Raw genomic sequence first — 21,965 nt, 5'->3', positions numbered from 1 at the left:
GTCGAGCTTTGGTCGGTGGCGGCTATCGGGCCAAGTCGTAGTCGGATGCGGTGGCCGTGATGGTGGTGACGTAGTTCTGGGTTTCCGAGTAGGGCGGGACGCCGCCGAACTGCTGTACCGCTCCGGGGCCGGCGTTATATCCGGCGAGCATCAATTCCACGGGATCGCCGGTGATAGAGCCGGATTCGATGCCCGGTCGTAGGGTGTCGGCGACCGAGCAGTTGTACCGTCCCTGCGCCATGACGGCGTCGCCGATGTCGTTGGGATCCCCCTCCCCCGCAGCTCCGGTGACGACGCCCTTGTCGTCGACGGGGAAACCGAACGACGCCCACGTTCCGGGGAGGAACTGCGCATACCCTTCGGCCCCGGCGGGACTGGTCAGGCCCGGAGTGAAGCCGGATTCCTGCTTGAGCTGGGCGGCGAGGATCGCGGGTGAGAGCTCGCGGCACTGCGCGGCCGAGAGGGCGAGCCACGGCTCGAACTCCGGAGGGATCTGGCCGGCGGCGAGGTTCGCGTGATCACCGAGACCGGCACCAGGTGCGGTGGTGCAGGTGCCGGTTGCTTTCGGTGCGGATCCGCCGCCGCCGGGGACGGGTCCGTAGGTCTGCCCGGGTGCCGGTGCGCCGTGGCCGACGGTGGTGACGTGGACGTGGTCGAAGTGGTTCTGGGTGGGAGACCCTCTGTCCTCCATGGTGTTCGGTTCACCCTGGGAAGGGATGTATTCCTGTCGCCAGATCATGTATTCGATCTGGAGGTAGTCGCGGTTCGCCCACAGGTAGTCCTTGACCTGGTCGCCGAGTGCTTTTCCTTCCTCGGAGGACCAGTTGTCGATCATGATGTCGGCCGCGCGTCCGGAGGGGTGGTCGTCGAATCCCCCACCGTCGGCGCGCCACCCGCCGATGGTGGTGATCTGCGGAAACTTGGCGTGGACGGCGCGGGCGACGCGGACGGTGTCGACCTGGAAGTGCTCTTCGGATCCGACGGTGGCGGGGAGAGCGGCCATCTCGGTGGAGTCGCTGGTCGAGGGTGCGGGTGTGGCCGGGGTGCTCGTCGACTGGGGTGGGCTTTGGCCGGTCGCTCCGGTGCCGGGGTCAGCGGCGGCGTCGTAGAAGGGTTGTGGGTCGATCGCGTTGCCCGGTGCCCAGCCGCCGGGGTGGTACTCGAAGTGCAGGTGTGCGCCGGTGGACTGTCCGTTGTTGCCGATGTTGGCGATGTGCTGACCGGCGGTGACGCGGTCCCCGACCTTCACGAGCACACCGTCGGGGAACATGTGGCCGTAGACGGTGGAGACGATCTGGCCGTCGATGTTGTGATCGAGGACGATCCACATGCCGAACCCGTCGGCGGGTCCGGCTTTCGAGACGACGCCGTCGGCGTAGGCGTAGATCGGTGTCCCGACGGGACCGGCCAGGTCGATGCCGTTGTGGTTGGTGCCCCACCTCGTCCCGAACGGGCTCGACACGGTCGATTCGGTGGTCTTGACCGGTTTGGCGAACGACCCGGCCGGAACACCGCCCGCGGCGGAGGAGATGCCACGACCGGGGACACAGTCGGTGACTTCTTCACGGACACCGGTGGTGACGAACAGGACCACGAACAGGGCCAGCGCGAGCACGACGGTCAGAGCGATCGCGCCGCCTTTCTTCACAACGCGGCCACCGAAATCGACTCCGCGCCGATCGATCGCGGGGCGTGGGCGGCCAAACGCTCGGTGAGGGAACGGTTCTCCGAACGCAGTCGCGTGATCTCCTCCTCAGCGGCACGAAGTCGCGCGGCCACCTCGTCCGCTGCGGGGCGACGCGACGAGCCGTACTTGTCCTTGATCCACCGGGCCACGGTGTTCTCATGCGCCCCGATCGAGACAGCCAAGGCTGCAACGCATTCGGCGCGGGAGGCATAGTTGTGTCGAGATTTCTCGTATTCCTCGAGCGCCCACGCGCGGGTCTGTGCCGGGTATTCGGCGCGGGGGTACTCGGCGGTCATCACTGCGCTCCGACCAGTGCCGTGTCGTGCGCGTAGTGGGCGTCGTCGGTATCGGCGGAGTGGTGCTGGCCGCCGGCGAAGTACTCGGCGAAGCGGGCATTGGTGTCGTGGACCCCGGTGTCGTATTCGACGTCGGTGAGCACCGTCTGGATGGGGATACCGGGCGTGTTGTCCTTGGCGACCTTGATCAGGAACTTCCCGCGACCGATCGGGTTACGGACTGTGCGGCGTTCGGACCCGCGCAGCGCCGCACCTCGCGACCAGGACGTGACCATGCCTGCTTCGGCGTCGGTGAATTTCAGCTCCCCCGAGAGGCGTTCGACCTCACCGATCGGCAGGCCTCCGCACACGACCATGCCGGCGCGGTCGATGAACCCCTTGGCGGTCTTGATATCGGCTTCGGTGGGCAGGGTTTCGAGGTCGCGGCCGGTGTGGGTGATCATCAGTAGCCCGGTCGCGTCGGTGCGGTTGAGGCGGGTGATCTCGTTGACGCGGGCGACCATGCCCGGGCCTGCGCCGATGACCTGCCACAGCTCGTCCAGAGCCATCAGGAACAGCCGCTGGCGGTCCAGGCCTGCGTCGGCGAGCAGGTGCGCCGCTTCCACGGTGCCGTAGGCGTCGGCCCAGCAGGAGAGCATCACGGCCGCTTTGAGGGTGGTGTCGCCGCGGTCGAGGGAAGAGACGTCGATGCAGATCATCGGTGCGTCGAGGTCGATCGGTTCGGTGGTGTGGTCGGCGAAGATGTCCCCGAGTGGGCCTGAGGTCAGTGCGCCGAGGGCCTGCATCAGTTCGGTGATCGCCTCGCGGTAGCCCTCGCGGTCGGTCTTGTAGGCAGCTTGGAGCATGTCCGCCGATCCAGCGTCGATGCGGGCGTAGAGGTCCTTCAGCAGCGGCGGGTGGGTGTAGGAGAATCCGCCGTCGGCGTACAGCTCACGCAGCGCGATCCCGATCAGCGAGTTCTCGAAGGCCTTCACCGAGTGGGTGTCGTAGCGGATCAGCTCGACCAGGGCGCAGACGGCGTTGATCTGACGGGTGGAGATGGTGATGGTCGCGACGTCGATCAGCTCGTCGAGCTCGGCGATCCGATCGGGGTCGGTGGCCTCGTCGCGGGCGGCGATCGCGCGGACGACGGCCTGCCCGAGGGCACCGGCGGCGAGGGGGTTGAGATGTCCACCGCCGTGTCCGAGGGTGATCACCTGCCCGCCGACGAGGTGGGTGAGCTTGACGTACTCGCCTTTGATGTCGCCGGCGACGATCGGGGTCTGCCCCCATCCGCACGCCCCGAGGAGAATCTTGCGGATCAGCGTCGACTTCCCCAGGCCCGGTAGGGACAGGACGAACATCGAGGGGTTGCCGATGAGCTTGTCGCGGAAGTACGCGAACGGATCGCACGAGACGGCGTTGCCGGTGATGGCGTGCTGACCGACGATGGTGCCCGCCGAGGGTGCGGCCGCGCCGATCGCCCACGGGTTCAGTCCGCACATCTGCACCGACGTCGCTTCGTACTCGATCGGGGCCGGGACGGTCGACATCCGGCCACCACCGGCTCCTTTGAGACCGCGCGCACTGCTGGACAGTGCTGCGCGCCACCACGGGTCCCCAGCGGCCTCGTGGACGGCTTGTTCGGCCCGCGGGTGGTCGTTGCGCCACCGGGTCAGCCCGAGGCCGCGCCGGGAAAGAGCGGAGGGCTCTTCGGCGTCGCCGGTGGCGATGAGGGCGGCGAGCTCGGCGTAGTCGGTGTCGCCGATGATCCACCGCACGAACGCCGACGGCTGCGGCGTTGACGTCTCGTACAGGTCGGGCTCGTCGGACCTGGCCTCGTCGTACCGAGGGTCGTAGTCCCTGCGCGGGCGGTGGTCGGTCGTCGTCATCGTGAGTGTCTCTTTTCTCGGGCAGGGGTGGGCCGGATGCGGTCGGCGGCGCTCTAGCTGCGGCGCACGAGGATCGAGGTGGAGATTTGATCGGGCAGGAGCACTCCGACGCCGAGGCCGGCGGCGAACGCGGCGTCCTGGAAGGCGAACGCACGCCGCAGTCGCAGGCGGGAGCGGGCGGCGAGGGATTCGGTGACGGCGGCCGCGTTCGCAATTTCTTCGACCGATCCGACGGTGATCGTCAGCAGTGCCGAATAGCGTTCGTATCCGGCTCCGGAGACCATCTCGCGGCGGGCCTGCTCGGCGATCTCGTGCCGCTTCTCCGACCCGGCGGAGGTGATCTTGTTGCCGCGAGAGTTGATCGCGTGCAGGGCGTCTCGGTGTTGCTTGTCGACCTTCTTCGCGGCGTCCCCGGCGGTGTAGGGGCGGTAGACGAGCGTCAATCGCTTTCGCGGGATGTCGTCGTGCGGCTGCAGGAGCGGTTTGAGGACGGTGTCGGTGAACACCGATTCCGGCGGTGCGGCCATCTCCCACACGACCGAGACTCCGCCGTCGTGGCGGTAGTGGCCCCACTCTGTCTTCGCGCGTCCCGGTCCGGCGTCGTCCCAGTCGACGCCGTGCTCTTCGCCGGAGATCTCGAGTTCCTCGAAGTCGTTCTCGGTCGAGGGGTTGTAGGAGCGGTGCACGGCGGCGGTGATCTCGGCGGCGGTCATCGGCTGGGCGTCGATTCCGGCACCGGAGAGCGATTCGTACAGATCCGGCAGGCGGCGGGCCAGTTCGGTGGCCATCTCTTCGGGGTCCTTCTGGCGTTCGCGGGTGGTGGCGCGGAAGGTGATCGACAGCCGCGCCAGGGTGCGGTGGCGTCCCGAGGGCATCCGGACGGCGGACTGCTCGACGAACGACGCAGCCAGGGGCGGTGCGGTGGGGACGAGTTCGTGTTCGGCGCGCCGTGCCAGGCGCAGTCCGGTCGCGGGGATGTTCTCCACCACCACCACAGCTCCGACGATGTCGCCGGGTAGTCCGAGGTCAGCGAGGTAGACGCCCCAGTCGGCGGTGTAGAGGTCTTTGTCGCGCTGGACGATCGCTTCGTCACCGCCCGGGAGGGCATCGAATACGACGGTGTAGCGGTGATCGTCGGGGTTGTGGATCATCCCGAACTCGTTGCCGTGACGGTCGATTCCCATGTAGACCTTGGTGCGGGCTAGCAGGCCGGGGAGCTTGTAGCGGCCACCGGGGATCCTCGAGTGCGGTCCGGCGTGGTACTCCGTGGACTTGTCGATGTGCTTACGCCGCATCCATTGCATTCTCAGTTGTCCTGTCTCGTAGAGGGTTCGGCCGTTCGGGGCGATGACCAGAGGGGTGAGGATGAGCGCGCCGACACCCATCAGAGCCAGTCCGACGACGACGTGGACGAAGATCAGGACTGCGAACGAGACTGCGAAAAACCCTGCACCGTAGGCGATGACCTTCGTCGGCAGGCCGAACGCGAACGTGCTCTGCGGCCGGTTACCTGCCGAATAGATCGGCGGCTCGTACGGGGCCTCGAGCTGCGCGCTCATCGTTGAATCCGTCCGTGGTAGTTGCCGACTGCGCCTTCAGCGGCCGAGCCGAGAGTCGTCGAGACCGATCCGGCGGTGCGGCCGACGGTGCCCGCGGCTTTGAGTGCCCCTGCTGCGCCGCGCAGGGTTGCCGAGGTACCGGTGCGGCCGGCCGATGCAGCGGCCGTTCCGACTCTGCGGGCTGCGCCCATCGGCCCGGACGATGCGCCCGCGTGCGAGGGACTCGATCCACCGTTGTAGCGGCCCTGGAAACCGGGAGACGAACGTGCGCCGGTACCGGCCGCACCCGAAGACCCGCCCTTGCCGCCACCCGAGGATCCGCCGACGGAGTTCGCGACCGAGCCGAGGGCACGGGATGCAGCCATCCCACCGGCACCCATCACCGCCCCGCCTGCTGCGCCGAGCTGACCGACTTCGCGGCCACCGGCGGAGATGGTGTCCGCTGCGGGAGCGACGATCTTGATCAGGGTCGGCAGGGAGAACCCGATGATCGCCAGGAGGACGGAGCCGATGATGACCGTCGCGATTTGGTCGGAGCTCGACGCCGACGACGCCCAGAACGCGAACAGGTACAGCAGCGTCGCGACCGGCTTGAACAGCAACGCGCCGAGAGTGAAGGCGATCATCGACTTGTAGGAGCTGCGCCCGGTGCCGGTGGCCGACGCGGCAGCAGCGAGCGGGATGACGGCGACGACGACACACAGCACCGCCTCACGGATCAACAGTGCGATCAACTGGGCGACCGACCCGAGGAACGCGAACCCAGCGCACGCGAGCGCCAGGATCGGGCCGAGACCGGTCTTGTCGTCGAATGCCGTGATGGCAGTGATTTTTTCGTTCAGATCGCCGCCGACGAACTTTTCCAGCGCGTATGCCGAGGCGATGTCTCCGCCTTGGTGGAACATCAACACCAGGATCGGCAGCAGTGACACGGTGACGACGGTGCGGACCAGCATGGTCGCGGTCTCGGTGGCTCCTTCCATCACCGCTTGTTTGCGGGCGATCGCGAGCTTGATCATCGCAATGATGATGGAGGCGAACAAGGCGACGACGGTGAACCCGGATATGAGGTTCCGCAGCCCCGACATGGCGTTTTCTGCGGCCAATCCGGGTATGCCAGAGGACATCCAGAACGTCATCACCGACCGGAATGCTTGGGTGTTGCCTTCCATCACCGATTTGGCGAAGTCCCCGACCGGGTCACCCCAGAATGTCGAGACTGCGGAGTCGACAGCGGTAGAGAACGCGTCACCGGGGTGATCACTGAACGCGTTGTCCAGGCACAGTGCCTCGTCCATGAAGCCACCGACCGCGGTTCCCTCGAGCGCATCGTTGAGCCAACCGTCACCGAGGACCGGCGAGCCTTCGGCGACGCACTCGCGTCGTTGTTGCTGGAAGTCGTTGCCGTCGGCGTCGGGGTTGATCTGCTCGGTCAGATTCGGTGCGGGTGCCGGTGTCGGATCTTGGGCGTGTGCGAGTCCGCTGGCTCCGACGACCGCGATCAGTGAGAGCAGTGCAATGACGACAGCACGGGCGGCCAAGGCCGCTGTGCGGGTCACAGTGCCCACCGGGTGAAACCATCGAGCGAGCTGTACGGGCCGCCAGTAGTGGCACCGTCGAGTTTGCTGACCTTCCAGGTGCCACCATCCCACGCCATATTCAGGCGCAGTCCTGTGTAGGTCGGGTTCTGCATCCGTCTACCGGCGTCATCGACATCGCGGATCTGAGCGAGCTCGACGACGGCGAAACTGTCCGTGCAGGAGAGGATCTTGAACGCCATGGGTGCCCGCAATGCCACAGTCTCGGTGTTGACCGGTTTCGCGAGTTCTGCTTCTTTCTTCTCCTGGGTACCGATCTTCTCGTCAGGTATCAGGGTGAGCTTCTCCGTGGATTCGACAGCCACGGGTCCGCCCGCGAGGCCGCGGGGTAGGAAGTTAGCGGCGGCCAGTGCCGCGCCTTGCGGGGTGCGGGTGTAGCCGGCGAGGACCAGGCCGTCGATGTACGACGGACCATCCGTCTCGGAGTACAGGGTCGAGACACCGAAGTTGCGTTGAATCATCATCGACTCCGGGGACGTCACCGGTCGGCCGTCGTTCGTGCATTCGACTCGCGGCCCGGTCGGTTCTCGCTGCGGCAGTGGTTGGCCAGCAGGGTTGTTCGGGACCATCACCGTGCGCCCGGACAGGTCCGCGTCGGGAACACCGAAGCCTTCCGCGCCGGTGTCGAGCTCGGAGTCACCGGGGGTAGGTGCTGCGGTCGTGGGCGGTGGACCAGCGGTGGTCGTCGGGGTGTCGTCGTCGTTCATGTTCGGGATGATGAACACGATCGCGCCGATGATGGCGATGATGACGATCGCAGCAACGGTAATCAGGACGGTACGTAGCCGACGGTTCATGGGGTGCGCTCCAATGTGGTGTAGCCGTCGAGGTTGTCGATCTCGACGGCGTCGATGTTTTCCTCGGAAGTGGGTAGCACGATCCGCCAATCGCCGCTGATCCATTGCAGCGCGACCGGATAGGAAAACAACTCGGTTCCGGTTCCGATGGTTTGTGCCACCGACACCCCCGCCGAAAGCGGATCACTGGAGTAGTCGGTGACCTCGAACCCGACGAACTTCGGTGCCGCGTCAGCCGGGACCGATCCGGAGACGGTGACGGCGGCGCGGGCGGCCGCGAACTCGTCGCGACCGGGTCCGGGTGCGGTCACGGTGTTGACCACTTCCGGCCACGAGCGGTCGTCGGCGACGGCGAGTGCCGTCTGCCCGTTGATCGCGGCCAGGACAGCGCCTTGCGGGGTCTGTGCGTATCCGCTGCGGTTCACCGACGTTCCGGTATGGGGGCCATCGACCCGTGAAGTCGGCACCGATACCCCTGCTACCTCGCGCCAGGTCAGCTCGGCCGGGGCGGACCGCAGATCCGGTGCCGGATCCGGGGCAGCGGCGGGTGAGTCGTCGTTGCCGGATCCGCACGCAGCGAGAGCAAGGACGGTCGCCGTTGTCGCGGCGATCCGAAGTGTGCGGGAGACGGTCATCAGGAGAGGCCTTTCGGGTCGAGTGCAGTTCGGGCGCAGGGAATGTGGGCTTGTCAGGCGAGTACGGCTTGGGCGATTCCGGATGCGGATCCGATGATGGCGGCGCAGATCAAGATCCGGACCAGTGTGGCGTCCTCGACCATCTGTGTTCCGGTGGATTTGCGTTGGTTGACGAATACCGCCCCGCACACGAACAGTGCTGCGATGCAGGTGACGATGGCGAACCAGAGCAGCCACGACAGGCCGGTCATGATCGGCTGCCACACCTCGTCCGGCCACTCGACCGGTGAGGTCGGTGGTTGCGCGAGCACGTGGGTGTTCATGTCATCGCCGCCGTGACCACTGTATTCGCCACTCCGGCAACGAATCCGAGCAGTATCGACCCGTACAGCAGTCCGGTGGCCCGCTGGTTGGCCTGGCACCCGCAACCCCTGAACTGGTCGTACGCAAGCTCACCGCCGCCGACCATGACTCCGACGAGCGAGGCGATGATCAGACCCCACAGTGCCCCGTTCAGGATGGTCATAGGACGAGCATGTTGACCAGGCCCGCGGCACCACCGATGACGATGGACCCGAACAGTCCGCCGACGAGTTTCCCGGTTGCGTTGCCGCCTTGGCCTCCGCCGGAGATTTTCTCGTACGCGAGCATCGCGCCGCAGATCATGATTCCGGCGACGGCGGCGATGATGCAGCCCCACATCAGCCAGGACAGCAGGGTCAAGATCTTGTCCCCGGTGGGGCCGTCCGGTGCTTGGGGGCTGACGTCGCCGATGTTCTGCGCGAGGAACGTGGTCGTCGATGCGGTGAGGCTGGCAATCATGGTGTTCTCCTTGGGTGTTGGTTGAGAGGGTGTGGTTCAGTGGCCTGACGCATTGCGGGCGGCGGTGAAGATCTCTCGCCCGATCGCGGCGAGTTCGTGATGTGGGCTGGCCGTAGAGGGGGCGGGGGCTCGCATCCGCCCCGGTGGGGGTGGGTCGGGTTCGGTGGGGGTCCAGATCGCGAGTTCGTTCTGTTTGTGGGTGCGCAGATCCTCGACGTACGGGATCCGCCACACCGCTGGTGCTGCGGAGGCGACGACGTCCGCCCATCGGCGCAGGGTCTTGGGGAGTGGGCCGGGGGCATCGGGTACCAGGACCAGTCCGAGGAGAGTGCAGTCGCCGACGAGGCCGGCCTGAGCTTGCAGGAGAAGGTCGTGGGCGGCGTCGAGGCCGGCGCGGTCGGTGCGGCAGACGACGACGACATTGCGGTGCCGGTCGGCGGCGGGCCAGCCCCGGCAGGCATCGCCCGCCGGGGCCCAGATCTGGGCGAGTGTGCCTGCGCCGGAGCGCCCGTGAGCGGCGAGGAGCCACATCACGGGCGGGCGACCGTGGACTGCGACCGGAACGTCGTGAATCGGTGCTCGGCGTTCGGGCGGCGGTATCCGCAGCCCGGCCGGGGTGACCGACACGTCGTCGTCTCGGTAATAGTCATGGTGCTCAGCTGGTTGTGCGGCCATGTCAGGCGCACCTCCTTCTCCGGCGTTCTCGGTCACCGAGTGGTGGTTGGTGAGACGGTGGTCGGCACAGTGGCAGAAACAGAGGGTGTCGTCGTGGTGGCCGCTGAGGTCGTCGTGGTGGCGGTGCCGGTGGCTCCGACGGTGGCGTGGGCGGCGAGGATGCTTCCGGCGCTGCGGACGGTGTCGGTGGTGGCGAACAGCGACGCACCCTGTTTGATCACTGCCCCGACCTTGTCGGCGAGGCTCTGATCGCCGGTCAGGTCGGCGGCGAGTGCGACGATCCACCGGACGGTCAGCTCGACGGGGGTCTCACCTTGGGATCCGACCGGAACACTGTCGTAGGAGCCGTGTTTGGTGGCGGTGTTCCAGTACGAGGTGTCGGTGACGAGTTGCGCGAGGCCGGCGTTCTCGTCGATGGTGTTCGACACTTCCTCGAATGCGACGTCGACGGCCGAGTCGATGGTGGCCGGGGGTACGAGCTTGACCGCCGAGGACAGCACTTTGGTGGCGAGTATGCCGAGGGCTGCGGGTGGGTTGGTCAGGCCGACGGTGGCGAGCTGGCCGATCGTCTCGGGGGTGATGACGTCCTTGGCGACGGTGATCGCCGCGCCGATGGCCATACCGGCGATCTTGGTGACCGCACCGACCGCTTCGTCGATCATCTCGTCGGTCGAGGTGGCGGAAGGATCGGAGTACTTCGCCATCTTCGACAGCACTGTTTCCGAGGACGAGTTGACCTCGAATCGTCCTGCCTTGGAGTCGAAGTCGATGTTGTCGTTGATCACCGACGCACCGGTCATCAGGGCAGTGCGTCCGACGGCGGTGGAGACGTCGGTGAGGATCCGGACGGGGTCGCGGGTGTCCATCGAGGACTGTCCGGCAATGGAGGCCACCAGCTTGGCGGCGGGGGCGTCGACGGGGGTGTCGCACGCGAGATCGCCTGCGGTGCAGTACGAGGCGACACGATCCGAGACTGCTCCGAATCCGGCGATCTTCGGTGTCGGTGCGATACCGCCGCCTGCGGGGGCGGCTGCGGCGACGGCCGGGGCGAGTTGGACGGTGTCCACTGCTGCACCGTCAGTGCCCGGTGCCGGGGCAGGGGTCGATCCCCCGCTGGCGATGACGTCTTCGCCTTCGGCGCGGGTGGGATCGGAGAACAGTGCTGCGCCGGCGAAGTGCTCGGCGTCGACGGGTCCGGTTCCTGCCCCGATCTCGCGGGTGACCTGGGACGCGACCTCGCCGCCCTGGGAGTAGCCGGAGAGGAAGACCTTCGTTCCGGGGCACCGTACGGCGATATCGGAGATCATCTTGGTGGTGTTCTCGACGCCGATGTCGACGGACTGGGCGTACGGAACGGCAGAGCGGTCCCCTGGCTTGCCGCCGAAACTCGCCGGGTACGGGACGTAGCTACGTTCGAGAGCAGGCCCGTCACCGGAGTTCGCATCGCGCATCGCGGGCACGGTCAGGCGGGAGAAGAAGCCGGAATCGGCGTCGGGAGACGAGTTCTCGTCGATCTCGGTGGTGCCGGGGACCACCACGAGATGCAGCACCGGGCAGTCCCCGCTACCGGTGTCCGGTGGGGTGGGTGTCGTGGACGGCTGCGCGGCCGCGACACCGCTCGCGGAGACCACGATGGTCACTGCGGCGGTAGCGGCGAGCAGGCGGCGAACCTGGTCGATGGATGTGTGCACGGCTTCTCTCTTCTTCGGTGGGGTCCAGCGGATATGCCTGGTCATGGGGTCAGCGGGAGACAATGGCGGAGATGAGCGTCGTGCCGTCCTGCTGCTTGGTGGTGGTGATCCGTTGGCGGCTCGTGCGTCCGTCGATGCCGGGGCCGCGTTCGACGACGGTGACGTCGTACATTCCGGCGTCGATCGGGTCGGCCAGGACACAGAACTCGACATCGGCCTCGAGCTGGTCGATTCCCTGCTGGAGTCTCTGTGCGGACGCCATCACCGCGTCCGGTGCACCTGCGGCGCGGGCTGCGGCACCGTCGCGGTCGAAGTAGAAGGCCTTTTCGAACCGCCAGATCGCCACCGCGCCGGGGTCGTCGCTGTCTTCGGTGACCGGGTCGCCGTCGGCTTGCCCCCGGCACCAGGTGACGTCGGCTGCGGCGGCTCCGGCGGCAGCGGGAGCTGCTGATGTGGGAACGGTTGTGGTGGTCAGGATCTCGTCGGGCAGCAGAGCGGCAGGGGCTTGCGGTTCGTCACCGACGCCGGTGAGGACCAGAGCTGCTCCCAGGCCTCCCCCGACCAAGACCGTGAGGGCAGTCGTGACGGCGATAGTGGAGCGGTGGCGTCGCCACCACGACTGCGTGGGTGTGGGTGCGGTGTAGCGGCCTCCAGCGCGAAGTAGAGAGGTCCGTTCGTCGAAGGAGCTGTATCCGTCCGTCGGCCGGGCTGCTGGGGCCGGGTCGTCGGCAGAGTCGCCTGCGAACCAGTCGTCGTCGGGATCGACGTCGGTATGGTGCTGGTCGGTCAGGACGGTCAGTCTGCGCTCGGACGCTGCAGCGACAGTCTCTGTGTCGGCGACGACAGGGTCGGCGAACCAATCATCGGAGCTGTCGTCGGGGGTCTCTCGAGGTGCCACAACAGGGCCTTTCCGAGTGTCGAAGTGCAGGAACGGGATCGAACCTTCGGATACAGCCCGCCCACCGGTACGGTCGGGCTGCACCCGGAGATCAGATCGCGAGGTTTAGGCCTGCCAGGGCAGCGTTCGCCTGGTCGAGAACCGGTGCGACGGCGGTGTTCACCGCAGCGACGGTGTCAGCCACAGCGGGCTGCTCGAGCACTGTGGAGGTGAACTGCGCGGCCTGCTCGAAGGCCGGTTCGGTCCACACCGGGGCATCGATGGCGCTCTGAACACTGGGGGCATCCAGTGCCAGCGGCGCGGCGGTGACCGGCGGGGCCGGGACGGCCTCGGGTGCCGGGAGCGGTGCGGGCTCTTCGATGATCTGCTGCTCACCGCCGAGGACGGTGGCACCGAGAACGCCGCCGATCGCAGCGCCTGCACCGGTCAGACCGAGAACGATCGGTGCCGAGAGTGCAGCGCCTACGCCTGCACCGGCGAGTGCTGCTGCGCCGGGGATGAAGACCCAGCCGACCGGTCCGCCCCAGACGATGGCTCCGGTGCCTGTGGTGGCGGCGACGCCGAGTCCGCCGCCGATCGCAGCGGCGGTTCCGGTGATGACTGCGGCCGGGACGGCGGATGCTGCGAGGCCGGCCGCGCCGCCTGCGACGACGCCGGTGATGGTGCCCGCAGCGATCCGGTCCGCGCGGGAGGCGTCGGCGAATCCGTTGTCCACGAGCCAGTTTCCGCCGTCGGCCTGGATGGCGGCTCCGGTGTTGTTGAACTGCTCGACCAGGTTCGGATCGAGCAGGTTCGGGTCGTACGGGACGAGTTCGCCGCCGACGAGGACGTAGCCCTCGGGTGCGTCGATCGGTGCGATGACCTTGCGCTGCACAGTCGGAACCGGCGGCGGGGGCGGCGGGGCCGCTTGCAGGGCAGGCGGTGCGTCGGTCGGCGCGGCCTGCGGTGCGGGGGCAGGCTCGTAGTAGGTGGTCTGGTACGAGGACTGCTGGTTGCCGGACCGGTAGTCGTCGTAGCTACGCCACTGGGACTGCTGCACCTGGGGTGAGGCCTGGTAGCCGGGCAGGAACTGGCGTTCCTGGGTCGGGGCCGGCGGCGGCGCGACGGGGGTGGTGTCGGTGGTTCCGGACTGTGCGGTGTCGGGGGCGGTTACGAAGTCCTGCGGTGCCGCGTGTGCGGTTGCGGTGCCCCACGCGAGGGCGACGGCCACAGGAACGGCAGTCAGAACGAGAGCCCGGTCCCTGCGGCGGCGGTGACGCCCACCAATTCCTTGCTGAGGAGACATTTGCGGCTGTGCCTTTCGTAAGCCGCTGCGATGCAGCGGTATTGGGTGATGTGTGACCGGAGTGGTTGATGGTGGAACCACCACCGTCCACGCTGAGAAAGCGACCGAAAACGAGGGTCAGCCTTCGGGTGATCCCTCAGCGCAGACGACGGGTGATGCCTTGGGAGTGGATGCCAGCGCGCGTCCGTTGCCCGCTGGCATCCACGAGCGCTCAGCCCAGCAGGCCGAGCCAGAACCAGAGCTGCGAGAAGATCCAAGGCATCGGTCGTATTCCTTTCTGTCAGTGGAGGGGTGGGAGTGTGTTCGATGTCCCGGCGGGGTCGCTCAGTTCGGCACACGATGAGGTCGAAGCGTCACCGTGCGACCCTCGCGCCGGTCCACCAAATGAGCTACGGCGAAGTCTCAGGAGTCGGACTGTCGCTGTAGCTCACGATTGGGGTCAGGCGGCGTCGCCGAATGTGCGCGATCGGACGCCGGGCATGGTCTTCGAACCGTCCGTGGGTACACGGAACGTCGGATCGGCATCGGTCCATGTGCCCATGGGTTCGCCAGTCTCTTCGCACAGAAGAAGGTGCGTGGAATGCGGTGCCGAGGACAAGGAGCACACGGCGAGACCGACGACTCGGTCGTTCATTGCGCTGCACTGGTCTCGTGGCATCTGTACGGCCGCTGGGACTTCGAGGCTTCCTGAGTGAATGGACAGCACGTAGCGCTCCGTTCCGGGGCGCTACGTACGTCGACGTCAGTTAGGCTGAGAATGCCCATGTAGACGCGACTTCGGTCGCACCCCTGTCTGCTGGGTCGGCCCTCGTGGATGCGCTTTGCGGACGCCAATCAGCTACGCGCACCACGGGGGTTCTTCTTTGTTCGGGTCCTGTGCTAAACCTTACTTCGACAGTCCGGTTTAAACAACCCGTGATAACCAATCCGTTTTGCGACTACATTATGTGCTACCAGGAATAGGCGGGTGACATTGTGACTCACCGTGGAGTACCAGCGATGAAGCGCCGCCTCCGCGGTTTCGATCCGAGCCGCCTGCGAGACGCCCGAGCCAAGGCCGGGCTCAGTGGCGCGGAGGTTGCTCGACGGGGCGGTATCGGAGCGTCGACCTACTCGCAGTGGGAGCAAGGAAAGGCGGATCCGGGTATCGCCGCACTTGCCCGCTGCCTCGCAGTGCTGCAAGTGGGTGTGACCGATGTGGTGATCGTGGACCCCAGCGATGAGCACCTTGGAGACTTGCGGGTAGCTCGCGGCCTTACGCAGGGTGATCTTGCTGGCAAGGTTCAGGTGAGCCCTCAGCACATTGGCGCACTCGAACGCGGTCATGTGAAGCTGTCGGACGCAATGGCCCGAAAGATCGCCAACGCCCTTGGTTTCGAGGTGTCGCGTGTAGTTGCCTCCTTCGATCGCGTGCGAAACCGACCGTCGGACGTACTTCCGTGAGGACGTTGATGGCAGGACGACGTTCTCGTCGCCAGTAGTCCGGTCCAGTGGCAGCTGAACGGAATCGCCTCGGTCGGTCTTCGGTGGGCCGACCGCCCTTCGCTGGTCGTCCCGTGGATCCAGTCTTCTAGATTCACGAAACTCAACGCGCGATCTGATTGCGCCGTGTTTCGTCACGAGCGGAACACTATGGTCCCTTTGAGCGATGGGCAAGTAGAAGTCAATTTCGAACGGATCACATGCCTCTGACCAGGCATTTCGAATCCAGCCCGTTTATTGACCCTGCTCGGTTTATTGACCTTATGTTGACCTCGGCTCTAGGATGGATCAGTGACGCAAACGGGACACCCACTATGGTTTGCCACCTGCGTCAGCTCTCGCAGAAAGCAACGGAACCTTACGATCACGGGGTTACGCGAAGCAGGTGGGCCTACAAAGCCCGTCGTCCTGATGGCCGAACGCGGCGAGCTCAACAACCCGCGGCCGAGCACCTTGCAAAAGTTCGATACCGGCCTGAGTTGGAAGCCCGGAAGCGCCGCGAACGTCTACTGGGAAAGTGCGCAGCCGGTTGTGTTGGGGCGGGCACCATACAAGGCCGGTGCGGGGAATGTCACGGTTGGGCTCGACCCTCTGACTAAATTACTCGCGGCCCAGAGGGACATGCACAGAGAGATCGCTGGCATGGAAGACGGCACCTCGAGAGTCGATGATTTGCGGGTAGCACTCGAGAAACTGGATGTTGCAGTTTCTGCCATCGCCGGGTCCTTCGTCACCGAGACGTTGGAACGGAATCATGGCCAGCACCACAAGGCGATTGATTCCGCAATTGCGGCACTGCTTGAGCCTCCTGTCGATTACGACGATCCAGAGCGCGAGGAAAAGCTCTACCGCCGTTGGCTTTACGGCAGTCCAATCGAAATCGATCAAGCAACATCCCGGCGGTTTTCGCGTCGCCTAAGAGATAGTCGCCGCCGCTAACAAAGAACGGAACGAACATGCCCAAGGAAACGCCACCGCTACACGTGAGAATCAACAAACTCTTCGAGACGAACCGCACCGCCGACACCCCGGAACTCAGCAATGCCGTCGTCGCTGGGGCGGTCTCCGGCTTGTTGGGACGACCTGTTCTCGAGACGGATATAGCAGAGTTACGTGCTGAGGCCGGTTTGCGATTCGTCGACGGCGACCTGGTTCATGCTCTCGCTGAGTACTTCGAGGCCCCCGCCTCCTTTCTCGCGAACAAGTGGGACAACACCGCGGAGAGCTACGACCGCGAGTTGTCGGTGCTGACCCAGCTACGCGACTCCGGCGTTCAGCTACTTGCGATGCGCGACGGAGGCGCGATGAGCGCCGACGACCTCATGAACATCCTCGAACAGCTTCCTGAGCAGCCCAAAGGCAAGGAATCCGATGCAAGCGGTACCAGGAGTAACGTGTAGCGCCGTTCATTGTTTTCGTTTGCAAAGGTCGGAGGGAGTCGGGACCCGTGAGCCAAGAGAGCCAGATTCAGTCGGCTGTGCGACGCATCGCAGCGAACATGCCGTCGGATGAGCCGTGGTCGCGTCACAAGTTCATCGACCTGATCGCGGAGGAACGTGATCGACCGATCGTCCTGTGGCCCGTCGAGTCGGCACTGCTGAGCCGTGTGGGACTGACAGGCACCCTCTGCGGGTTGTGGGTTGCGCGCAAACAGGACGACTTCATCGTGTACGGGTCGGACGTCGCCGAGTATCAAGCAGACCAGGTCATCGGTCATGAGGTAGGTCATATGGTGCTTTCGCATACTGGCCTGCCCGAGTCCGAACACAGTAGGGCCATGCTCAGGGTGTTGTTGCCTCACGTCTCGGAGCGAACCATCGAGAACGTACTGGGTCGTGACAGCTTCGAGGATGACCAGGAAGTCGCCGCCGAGTCCTTCGCCGACCACATCATGGTCGAGGCCATGGTCAATCGAAATCGACGGCAGTCGCCCCTCCGCTCGACATTCTTCAGGGCGAAATGACCTCCCCCGTCCCAGCGTGGATCTCCTGGCCGATCATCGTACTGATGGCACTGACATTGGTGGTTCGCGTCGCGTGGCTCAATTCGTCGATCATCGACAGGCTGACTACCCGCTCGTTGGTCATCGGATGGTTCGCCCTAGTTCTCCGTGAAAGTGCGGTCCAAGACGCAATCAGGCATTTACCGAAGCCACTAGGCGACGTCGCTCTGTTTCAGCAGCTCACGTTCTGTTGCATCGTCATGGTCGTGATGGCCATCTACGGTATGTCGCGGTTATGGGTGGGGGCAGACCCTTCAGCTGTATGGAAGCGACAGCGGGTCTACGACGCGATTGGACTTGCTCTCAGTGCAGTCATCCTCCTTTCCGGGACACCCTCCCGGAAGGCCGGTGAGCTGGTCGATCAATACTTGGGCTGGCCGGCAGTCGTCTTGTGGACCGCCTTCTACGCCCCGATTCTGTTCGTCGCAGTTGCTGTCATGAGGATCTTTTTACGCGAAGCTCGACACCCCGATACCGCGGTTCGGGAGAAAGCACTTTATGGCTTGGCGATCGCCATTGCGGTCGGCCTCGCGCTTGTTGCGGTGAGCACGCCCATTCTCACGCTTCAGGAGGTCTTGACAGGCTCTGGGTCGGCCGATCCAGAGATGCACGTGAATGACGAGGCTCAGCGAAATTCCCCAACCGCGCTCACCGAAATTCCCCACTCGTGAGCGGTGTTCACTGTAGTGGTTGGCGGGTTCCGGTGGTGGCTTTGCGGAGTTTCTCCGATCTGGCGTTGTGGTCGCGGAGCCGGTAGGAATCTCCGTCGAGATTGAGGACGACGGAGCGGTGCAGGAGCCTATCGAGCATCGCCGCGGCGACGGTGTTGTCGCCGAGAACTTCACCCCACGATCCGACACCTCGGTTGGTAGTCATCACGATCGAAGTCTTCATATACCGTTGCGACACAACCTGAAACAACGCCGATGCGGCCTCACCCGGCAACGGTAAGTACCCGAGTTCGTCGATCACCAACAACGTCGGTCCGGCGTAAAACCGCATCGTCGTCGCCCACCTCCCTTCGAGCGCGGCTCGGTGGCAGCGGGCAGCGAGATCGGCGGCGGTAGTGAAATACGTGCGATAACCGGCGTGGGCTGCCGCCCGCGCCAGCCCGACCGACAGATGCGTCTTCCCGACCCCCGGCGGGCCGATGAGCAGGACATTCGTCGCCGTCTCCAAGTATCGGCAGGTCGCGAGCTCCTCGATCAGCTTCCGGTCGACACCAGCGGCTGCGTCGTAGTCGAAGTCCTCGAGCGATGCCGGTGTCGGCAGGCACGCGAACCGCAACCTGCCAGTCAACCGTCGTGCTTCGGTGGCCTCGACTTCAATAGAGAGCAACCGGTCCAACGCTGCGGTCATCGACAGTTCCTCGGCGGCCGCTTGGTCGAGGACCGACGGTAGTGCTTCGGCTGCGTCGTGTAGTTTCAGAGTGGCGAGATGACCACGAAGTCGTTGGTAGAGGCTGGCGGCTTCGGCGGTGTTCGGTGCCGGCATCCGGTCGACAGGTTTCTTGTCGGTCATCAGAGGGTGTTCCTTCCGCGGGCGGCGCGTTCGTAGATCGACAGGTCGTAGATGATCGCACCGGGGTCAGCTGATTCGGTTGAGCCACTACCACTCTCAGATTCGGGATGCTCGGTGGAAGACGTTGCACCGAAACCGCTTCGGAGCTTTTCGGCGGCAGCTCGTGCATCCGGTCCGGGCGGGATGCGTTCTTTGCGGCGGTGCGGTCGGCCCGGTTTCGCGCTCGCCATCGCGACGTGTTCGAGGGCGTAGACGTGCCCGTGATCGCGGACCATCGCCCCGGTTCCGTCGGCGGCAAGATGATGCCGGGCAATGGTGATCCCGGATGCGGTGACGATGTCGATCACATCAGCGCCCAACACGTGGGTGACTGTCACTGCCGCAGAGGCGAGTTCGGGTGGCACCGAATATCGATTTCCTCGGTAGGACACCAACGCTTGCCGCGACACGACCCGTTCGGTGGACAGGATCGCGGGATAGGCGGTCGCCGGCATCGGGTGCAAGCCCTCCGTGGTCGCAATCGTCGCGACCGAAGACTTGCCGTCCTTGGTCGGCCGTAGCCGGGTGTCGGCGCGTAGTCGGCAAAACCGATCGAGGCTCGCTTGCGCCTCTTCGACGGTCAGATCGTCGGGAAGCGTACGCCACCATCGTTGTGCTGCAGTGTGATTGGACTTCTCCACTGCGCCTTTGCGGTTACCGCTGCGGGGCGGGCAGATCGCCACGGATGGGCCGTAGTACTTCGCAACACCGGCGAAGCTCGCGGTGATCCGGCCGGTGTCGGGGTGGCAGACCGTGGCCATCCGGTCGAACCGCCACACCCGTGAGATGCCGCCGAGTCCGCGGCAGATCCGGTCGAGGCCGTCGACCACACGAGGCTGGGTCATGTCGGGTGCGAGGATGCCGCGCCATTTCCCTGAGCACGCCAACGTTCCGACGAACAGGTGCGCCATCGACCCCCATCCCCACGGCGCCGGCGGGTTGGGTAGATCGACCCAATCCCATTGGGTCTCTTCACCTGGCGGGTGATCGATGACCGCGTTGGCTCGGTCGGTGGCGGTCAGGCAGGCTTGGCAGACCGGGCGCAGTTTCAACTCGCGGATCTTGCGATGCAAGGTCTGGTACGACAGCGTGTAGCCGAGATCCTCGAGTTCGTCGCACAGCGTGCGCACCCACAGATGTGGGTCGTCGATCAACCGGGCCGTGACGTAGGCGAGGAACACCTCGAAGGGGTCCGGGGTGCTGCGTTTACGTACGCCTGGGGTGGTGGTGCCGTTCAGGTACGACCGGATGGTCTTGCGGTCCCGGCCGGTGTGGCGGGCGATGTCCGCGATCTTCCAGCCTCGTTTGTGCAGGGCGTGTATTTCCACGTCTTCCTCCCGTGTAAGCATGAGGAGCGGGTCTCCTTCGGATAGCTGGTGTGTGGTCAGAGACCATCAGCTTCATGGGAGACCCGCCCTCGTTGGCGGTGCCACACGGGTGGGGAATTTCGGTGAGCGCTAGTGGGGAATTTCGATGAGCGCCGTCATGAAGGCCCTCACCTTCTTCCTCGCGGTCGCTGGATCACTGATCATGGGTGCGGTTCCGGTTCTCGCAGTACTGCGGGCGAAGCTAGGACAGGACCGAATCAGCAAGAACCTGAAGGAAATCGAGCTTCTGTGGCAAGACATGACCGATCAGTTCCCCGATGTCAGGACAACCGACAGTCGACAGTCCCAGTCCGATCCTGCGATGAAGCTGCACAGAAAGATCATCGAAATTCACGATGCAGCACGCAGGCTCAGCAAGTGGAATGCATCCACGTTGTCCACTGAATCGGACCCGCTTCAACTGAATGCGGAGAGTATCGCCGCAGAACTGGCCCAGGCCTATGCCGCTAAAACCACTGGTCAGTTGCCTCCGGAACGCTACGAGCTCTTGACGGTGCTGGCGCAGCGGTCCGGGGCCTACGACCTCACCGCCACGAGCGACGACTTAGTTGACGTTGCCAGGGCTTGGCGAAAGCTACGCCGGCACAGCGCGATGTCCTGATAGAACCGCTCGTCACTTGTGCCAGCGAGCCGCGCACACACTAGATCCGTGGTGTAGCTCTCGGGTTTTCAGCAACGAAAAGAGCGACATTTCCGATCATGTCGACCTTCACCTGCTCGAACCGACTGTTGAGTGCCTTCTCCAGGCCCGGTAGATCGTCGTGCCAATTGCCGAACGCACCAATCTTGTTGTACGCCGTCATCAGTGCTTTGCCGAATAGGGTGTATCGCTGATCGACTCCGATCACGGTTGATCCAAACAACACTCCCCCGGGCTTCAACTTCTCGGCAAGATTGTCGAAGGCTGCGGCCTTGGTCGACCAGTCGCCTGGTAGGCAGTGCAATACGTAGTTGAGAGATATCGAGTCGAACGCTTCGACGTTCTCGGCGAAGGGTTCGAGTACGTCTTGCTCGATCAGAGTGGTGGGTATTTGGAGTCGAGACGCGGTGTGCTTGAGCGAATTCGGACTGAGATCCGAAAGCGTGAGATCGACTTCAGCTGGTAAATCTGCGTTGGCGAGCAGCCAACCTGATCCGGGCCCGACCTCGAGGTGTCTGTGTCCGATGCGACCGTTGTAGAGGTCGAGGAAGTTCTGTCGGTTGCAGCGCCAGGCGTAGCTGTTCGATAGCCGCATGACCCAGAGGTCGTAGACGTTCAAGAACAGATTGCTGCTGTACGGAGCCGCCCCCGCTTGGGTCGTATCAGATGTCATCGAGTCGATATTCCTCTCGGTGTGTGTGAGCCAATCCCCCGCGTAGCTACCACGCGATCTAAGAGTCTGCCCTATTGGCGCGGTTGGGGCAGGCGCGCCTTGGCGAGTCTGGTTCGGCTGTGGGCTGAGGCTTCGACAACCGTCGTCACCAACCCTGACAGTCGTGGGATGTCGGCCTCAACGGTGACTTCTCGAATCTTGTTACAGCTTCACGGCGTGTCGAACCAGCACCATCCTCAATCTGTTACAGAATCCGGTGATGGATTGGCGTCCGGGAAAGGTGTCAGCGATGGCCATGCAGAGCAAGGGGTCGAGGCGTATGTACGCAACTCGTATCCCTGTGGAGGTTGGTGACCTGATCGAACGGCGAGCACTTGAGGCGGGCTGCACGTCTACGTCGCAGTAC

Annotated in this window: 23 protein-coding genes; 6 read left to right on the top strand and 17 right to left on the bottom strand. The window is 64.9% G+C overall.

What is annotated here, in order from left to right; genetic code table 11:
- Nucleotides 1-22: 22 nt before the first annotated feature.
- From A3K89_RS12820 to A3K89_RS12755, 14 genes are all read right to left on the bottom strand, one after another.
- On the bottom strand, nt 23-1,648 hold the full coding sequence (locus A3K89_RS12820; RefSeq protein ID WP_068426434.1) for a M23 family metallopeptidase: 1,626 nt from the start codon (nt 1,646-1,648) through the stop codon (nt 23-25).
- Complete coding sequence (locus tag A3K89_RS12815) at nt 1,645-1,983, bottom strand: transposase (RefSeq protein WP_068426431.1); 339 nt, start codon at nt 1,981-1,983, stop codon at nt 1,645-1,647. Before A3K89_RS12815 ends, A3K89_RS12820 begins: the two co-directional genes overlap by 4 nt.
- On the bottom strand, nt 1,983-3,854 hold the full coding sequence (locus A3K89_RS12810) for an ATP/GTP-binding protein (RefSeq protein WP_068426428.1): 1,872 nt from the start codon (nt 3,852-3,854) through the stop codon (nt 1,983-1,985). Before A3K89_RS12810 ends, A3K89_RS12815 begins: the two co-directional genes overlap by 1 nt.
- Before the next feature lie 53 nt (nt 3,855-3,907).
- Nucleotides 3,908-5,413, bottom strand: a complete 1,506-nt coding sequence (locus tag A3K89_RS12805; RefSeq protein ID WP_068426425.1) for an SCO6880 family protein — start codon at nt 5,411-5,413, stop codon at nt 3,908-3,910.
- Nucleotides 5,410-6,972 (bottom strand): hypothetical protein, encoded by a 1,563-nt coding sequence (locus A3K89_RS12800; RefSeq protein ID WP_068426422.1) that lies wholly within the window; start codon nt 6,970-6,972, stop codon nt 5,410-5,412. Before A3K89_RS12800 ends, A3K89_RS12805 begins: the two co-directional genes overlap by 4 nt.
- Nucleotides 6,969-7,808, bottom strand: coding sequence for a hypothetical protein (locus A3K89_RS12795; RefSeq protein WP_068426420.1), 840 nt, complete (start codon nt 7,806-7,808; stop codon nt 6,969-6,971). Before A3K89_RS12795 ends, A3K89_RS12800 begins: the two co-directional genes overlap by 4 nt.
- Nucleotides 7,805-8,443, bottom strand: a complete 639-nt coding sequence (locus A3K89_RS12790; protein WP_068426417.1) for a hypothetical protein — start codon at nt 8,441-8,443, stop codon at nt 7,805-7,807. The genes A3K89_RS12795 and A3K89_RS12790 overlap by 4 nt, the downstream gene beginning before the upstream one ends.
- Before the next feature lie 53 nt (nt 8,444-8,496).
- The gene (locus A3K89_RS12785) at nt 8,497-8,766 is read right to left on the bottom strand and encodes a hypothetical protein (RefSeq protein WP_068426415.1); all 270 of its coding nucleotides are present in this window, start codon (nt 8,764-8,766) and stop codon (nt 8,497-8,499) included.
- Nucleotides 8,763-8,969 carry a hypothetical protein gene (locus A3K89_RS12780; protein WP_068426414.1) on the bottom strand — a complete coding sequence of 69 codons (207 nt, stop codon included), beginning with the start codon at nt 8,967-8,969 and terminating at the stop codon, nt 8,763-8,765. Before A3K89_RS12780 ends, A3K89_RS12785 begins: the two co-directional genes overlap by 4 nt.
- Nucleotides 8,966-9,265 (bottom strand): hypothetical protein, encoded by a 300-nt coding sequence (locus A3K89_RS12775; RefSeq protein WP_051364808.1) that lies wholly within the window; start codon nt 9,263-9,265, stop codon nt 8,966-8,968. The genes A3K89_RS12780 and A3K89_RS12775 overlap by 4 nt, the downstream gene beginning before the upstream one ends.
- Before the next feature lie 36 nt (nt 9,266-9,301).
- Entirely contained in the window at nt 9,302-9,940 is a 639-nt protein-coding gene (locus A3K89_RS12770) for a DUF6668 family protein (protein WP_068426495.1), read from the bottom strand.
- Nucleotides 9,941-9,972: 32 nt separating this feature from the next.
- Nucleotides 9,973-11,631, bottom strand: coding sequence for a cutinase family protein (locus A3K89_RS12765; RefSeq protein WP_254303517.1), 1,659 nt, complete (start codon nt 11,629-11,631; stop codon nt 9,973-9,975).
- Nucleotides 11,632-11,680: 49 nt separating this feature from the next.
- Entirely contained in the window at nt 11,681-12,529 is an 849-nt protein-coding gene (locus tag A3K89_RS12760) for a hypothetical protein (RefSeq protein WP_068426409.1), read from the bottom strand.
- Between the two features lie 91 nt (nt 12,530-12,620).
- Entirely contained in the window at nt 12,621-13,814 is a 1,194-nt protein-coding gene (locus A3K89_RS12755; RefSeq protein WP_254303516.1) for a hypothetical protein, read from the bottom strand.
- A gap of 999 nt (nt 13,815-14,813) precedes the next feature.
- Here A3K89_RS12755 and A3K89_RS26720 point away from each other — a divergent pair.
- The 5 genes from A3K89_RS26720 to A3K89_RS12725 all read left to right on the top strand — a co-directional run bounded on the left by A3K89_RS26720 (nt 14,814) and on the right by A3K89_RS12725 (nt 17,969).
- A complete protein-coding gene (locus A3K89_RS26720; protein WP_084423769.1) occupies nt 14,814-15,257 on the top strand; it encodes a helix-turn-helix domain-containing protein in 444 nt (147 codons plus the stop codon).
- A gap of 450 nt (nt 15,258-15,707) precedes the next feature.
- Entirely contained in the window at nt 15,708-16,235 is a 528-nt protein-coding gene (locus A3K89_RS12740; RefSeq protein WP_068426391.1) for a hypothetical protein, read from the top strand.
- Between the two features lie 17 nt (nt 16,236-16,252).
- Nucleotides 16,253-16,696: a hypothetical protein gene (locus A3K89_RS12735; RefSeq protein WP_157105315.1), complete on the top strand. Its 444-nt coding sequence runs from the start codon at nt 16,253-16,255 to the stop codon at nt 16,694-16,696.
- A 47-nt stretch (nt 16,697-16,743) separates the two neighbouring features.
- Entirely contained in the window at nt 16,744-17,259 is a 516-nt protein-coding gene (locus tag A3K89_RS12730; RefSeq protein WP_068426387.1) for a hypothetical protein, read from the top strand.
- A gap of 44 nt (nt 17,260-17,303) precedes the next feature.
- On the top strand, nt 17,304-17,969 hold the full coding sequence (locus tag A3K89_RS12725) for a hypothetical protein (protein ID WP_157105314.1): 666 nt from the start codon (nt 17,304-17,306) through the stop codon (nt 17,967-17,969).
- A 7-nt stretch (nt 17,970-17,976) separates the two neighbouring features.
- Here the strand turns inward: A3K89_RS12725 and istB are convergent, their stop codons facing one another.
- Complete coding sequence (istB, locus tag A3K89_RS12720) at nt 17,977-18,819, bottom strand: IS21-like element helper ATPase IstB (protein WP_068426383.1); 843 nt, start codon at nt 18,817-18,819, stop codon at nt 17,977-17,979.
- Nucleotides 18,819-20,207, bottom strand: a complete 1,389-nt coding sequence (locus tag A3K89_RS12715; RefSeq protein ID WP_068426380.1) for a Mu transposase domain-containing protein — start codon at nt 20,205-20,207, stop codon at nt 18,819-18,821. Before A3K89_RS12715 ends, istB begins: the two co-directional genes overlap by 1 nt.
- Nucleotides 20,208-20,331: 124 nt before the next feature.
- Between A3K89_RS12715 and A3K89_RS12710 the strand changes: the two genes are divergently transcribed.
- Nucleotides 20,332-20,847, top strand: a complete 516-nt coding sequence (locus A3K89_RS12710) for a DUF6545 domain-containing protein (protein ID WP_157105313.1) — start codon at nt 20,332-20,334, stop codon at nt 20,845-20,847.
- A gap of 40 nt (nt 20,848-20,887) precedes the next feature.
- On the opposite strand, the gene A3K89_RS12705 is transcribed toward A3K89_RS12710, so the two are convergent.
- Entirely contained in the window at nt 20,888-21,559 is a 672-nt protein-coding gene (locus tag A3K89_RS12705; protein ID WP_068426375.1) for a class I SAM-dependent methyltransferase, read from the bottom strand.
- Between the last annotated feature and the right edge of the window lie 406 nt (nt 21,560-21,965).

Origin of the sequence: Rhodococcoides kyotonense (genome assembly GCF_001645385.1) — a bacterium.
GTDB classification, from domain to species: domain Bacteria; phylum Actinomycetota; class Actinomycetes; order Mycobacteriales; family Mycobacteriaceae; genus Rhodococcoides; species Rhodococcoides kyotonensis_B.
The sequence above is the reverse complement of the archived record's forward strand: the minus strand, read 5'-3'. Positions and strand labels throughout refer to the sequence as shown.

Excerpts from the sequence above, each read along its gene's own strand:
- A3K89_RS12815 (WP_068426431.1), bottom strand. The coding sequence starts at position 1,983 with ATGACCGCCGAGTACCCCCGCGCCGAATACCCGGCACAGACCCGCGCG.
- A3K89_RS12810 (WP_068426428.1), bottom strand. The coding sequence starts at position 3,854 with ATGACGACGACCGACCACCGCCCGCGCAGGGACTACGACCCTCGGTAC.
- A3K89_RS12805 (WP_068426425.1), bottom strand. The coding sequence starts at position 5,413 with ATGAGCGCGCAGCTCGAGGCCCCGTACGAGCCGCCGATCTATTCGGCA.
- A3K89_RS12795 (WP_068426420.1), bottom strand. The coding sequence starts at position 7,808 with ATGAACCGTCGGCTACGTACCGTCCTGATTACCGTTGCTGCGATCGTC.
- A3K89_RS12790 (WP_068426417.1), bottom strand. The coding sequence starts at position 8,443 with ATGACCGTCTCCCGCACACTTCGGATCGCCGCGACAACGGCGACCGTC.
- A3K89_RS12785 (WP_068426415.1), bottom strand. The coding sequence starts at position 8,766 with ATGAACACCCACGTGCTCGCGCAACCACCGACCTCACCGGTCGAGTGG.
- A3K89_RS12780 (WP_068426414.1), bottom strand. The coding sequence starts at position 8,969 with ATGACCATCCTGAACGGGGCACTGTGGGGTCTGATCATCGCCTCGCTC.
- A3K89_RS12775 (WP_051364808.1), bottom strand. The coding sequence starts at position 9,265 with ATGATTGCCAGCCTCACCGCATCGACGACCACGTTCCTCGCGCAGAAC.
- A3K89_RS12770 (WP_068426495.1), bottom strand. The coding sequence starts at position 9,940 with ATGGCCGCACAACCAGCTGAGCACCATGACTATTACCGAGACGACGAC.
- A3K89_RS12755 (WP_254303516.1), bottom strand. The coding sequence starts at position 13,814 with ATGTCTCCTCAGCAAGGAATTGGTGGGCGTCACCGCCGCCGCAGGGAC.
- A3K89_RS26720 (WP_084423769.1), top strand. The coding sequence starts at position 14,814 with ATGAAGCGCCGCCTCCGCGGTTTCGATCCGAGCCGCCTGCGAGACGCC.
- A3K89_RS12740 (WP_068426391.1), top strand. The coding sequence starts at position 15,708 with ATGGCCGAACGCGGCGAGCTCAACAACCCGCGGCCGAGCACCTTGCAA.
- A3K89_RS12735 (WP_157105315.1), top strand. The coding sequence starts at position 16,253 with ATGCCCAAGGAAACGCCACCGCTACACGTGAGAATCAACAAACTCTTC.
- A3K89_RS12725 (WP_157105314.1), top strand. The coding sequence starts at position 17,304 with ATGGCACTGACATTGGTGGTTCGCGTCGCGTGGCTCAATTCGTCGATC.
- istB (WP_068426383.1), bottom strand. The coding sequence starts at position 18,819 with ATGACCGACAAGAAACCTGTCGACCGGATGCCGGCACCGAACACCGCC.
- A3K89_RS12715 (WP_068426380.1), bottom strand. The coding sequence starts at position 20,207 with ATGCTTACACGGGAGGAAGACGTGGAAATACACGCCCTGCACAAACGA.
- A3K89_RS12710 (WP_157105313.1), top strand. The coding sequence starts at position 20,332 with ATGAGCGCCGTCATGAAGGCCCTCACCTTCTTCCTCGCGGTCGCTGGA.
- A3K89_RS12705 (WP_068426375.1), bottom strand. The coding sequence starts at position 21,559 with ATGACATCTGATACGACCCAAGCGGGGGCGGCTCCGTACAGCAGCAAT.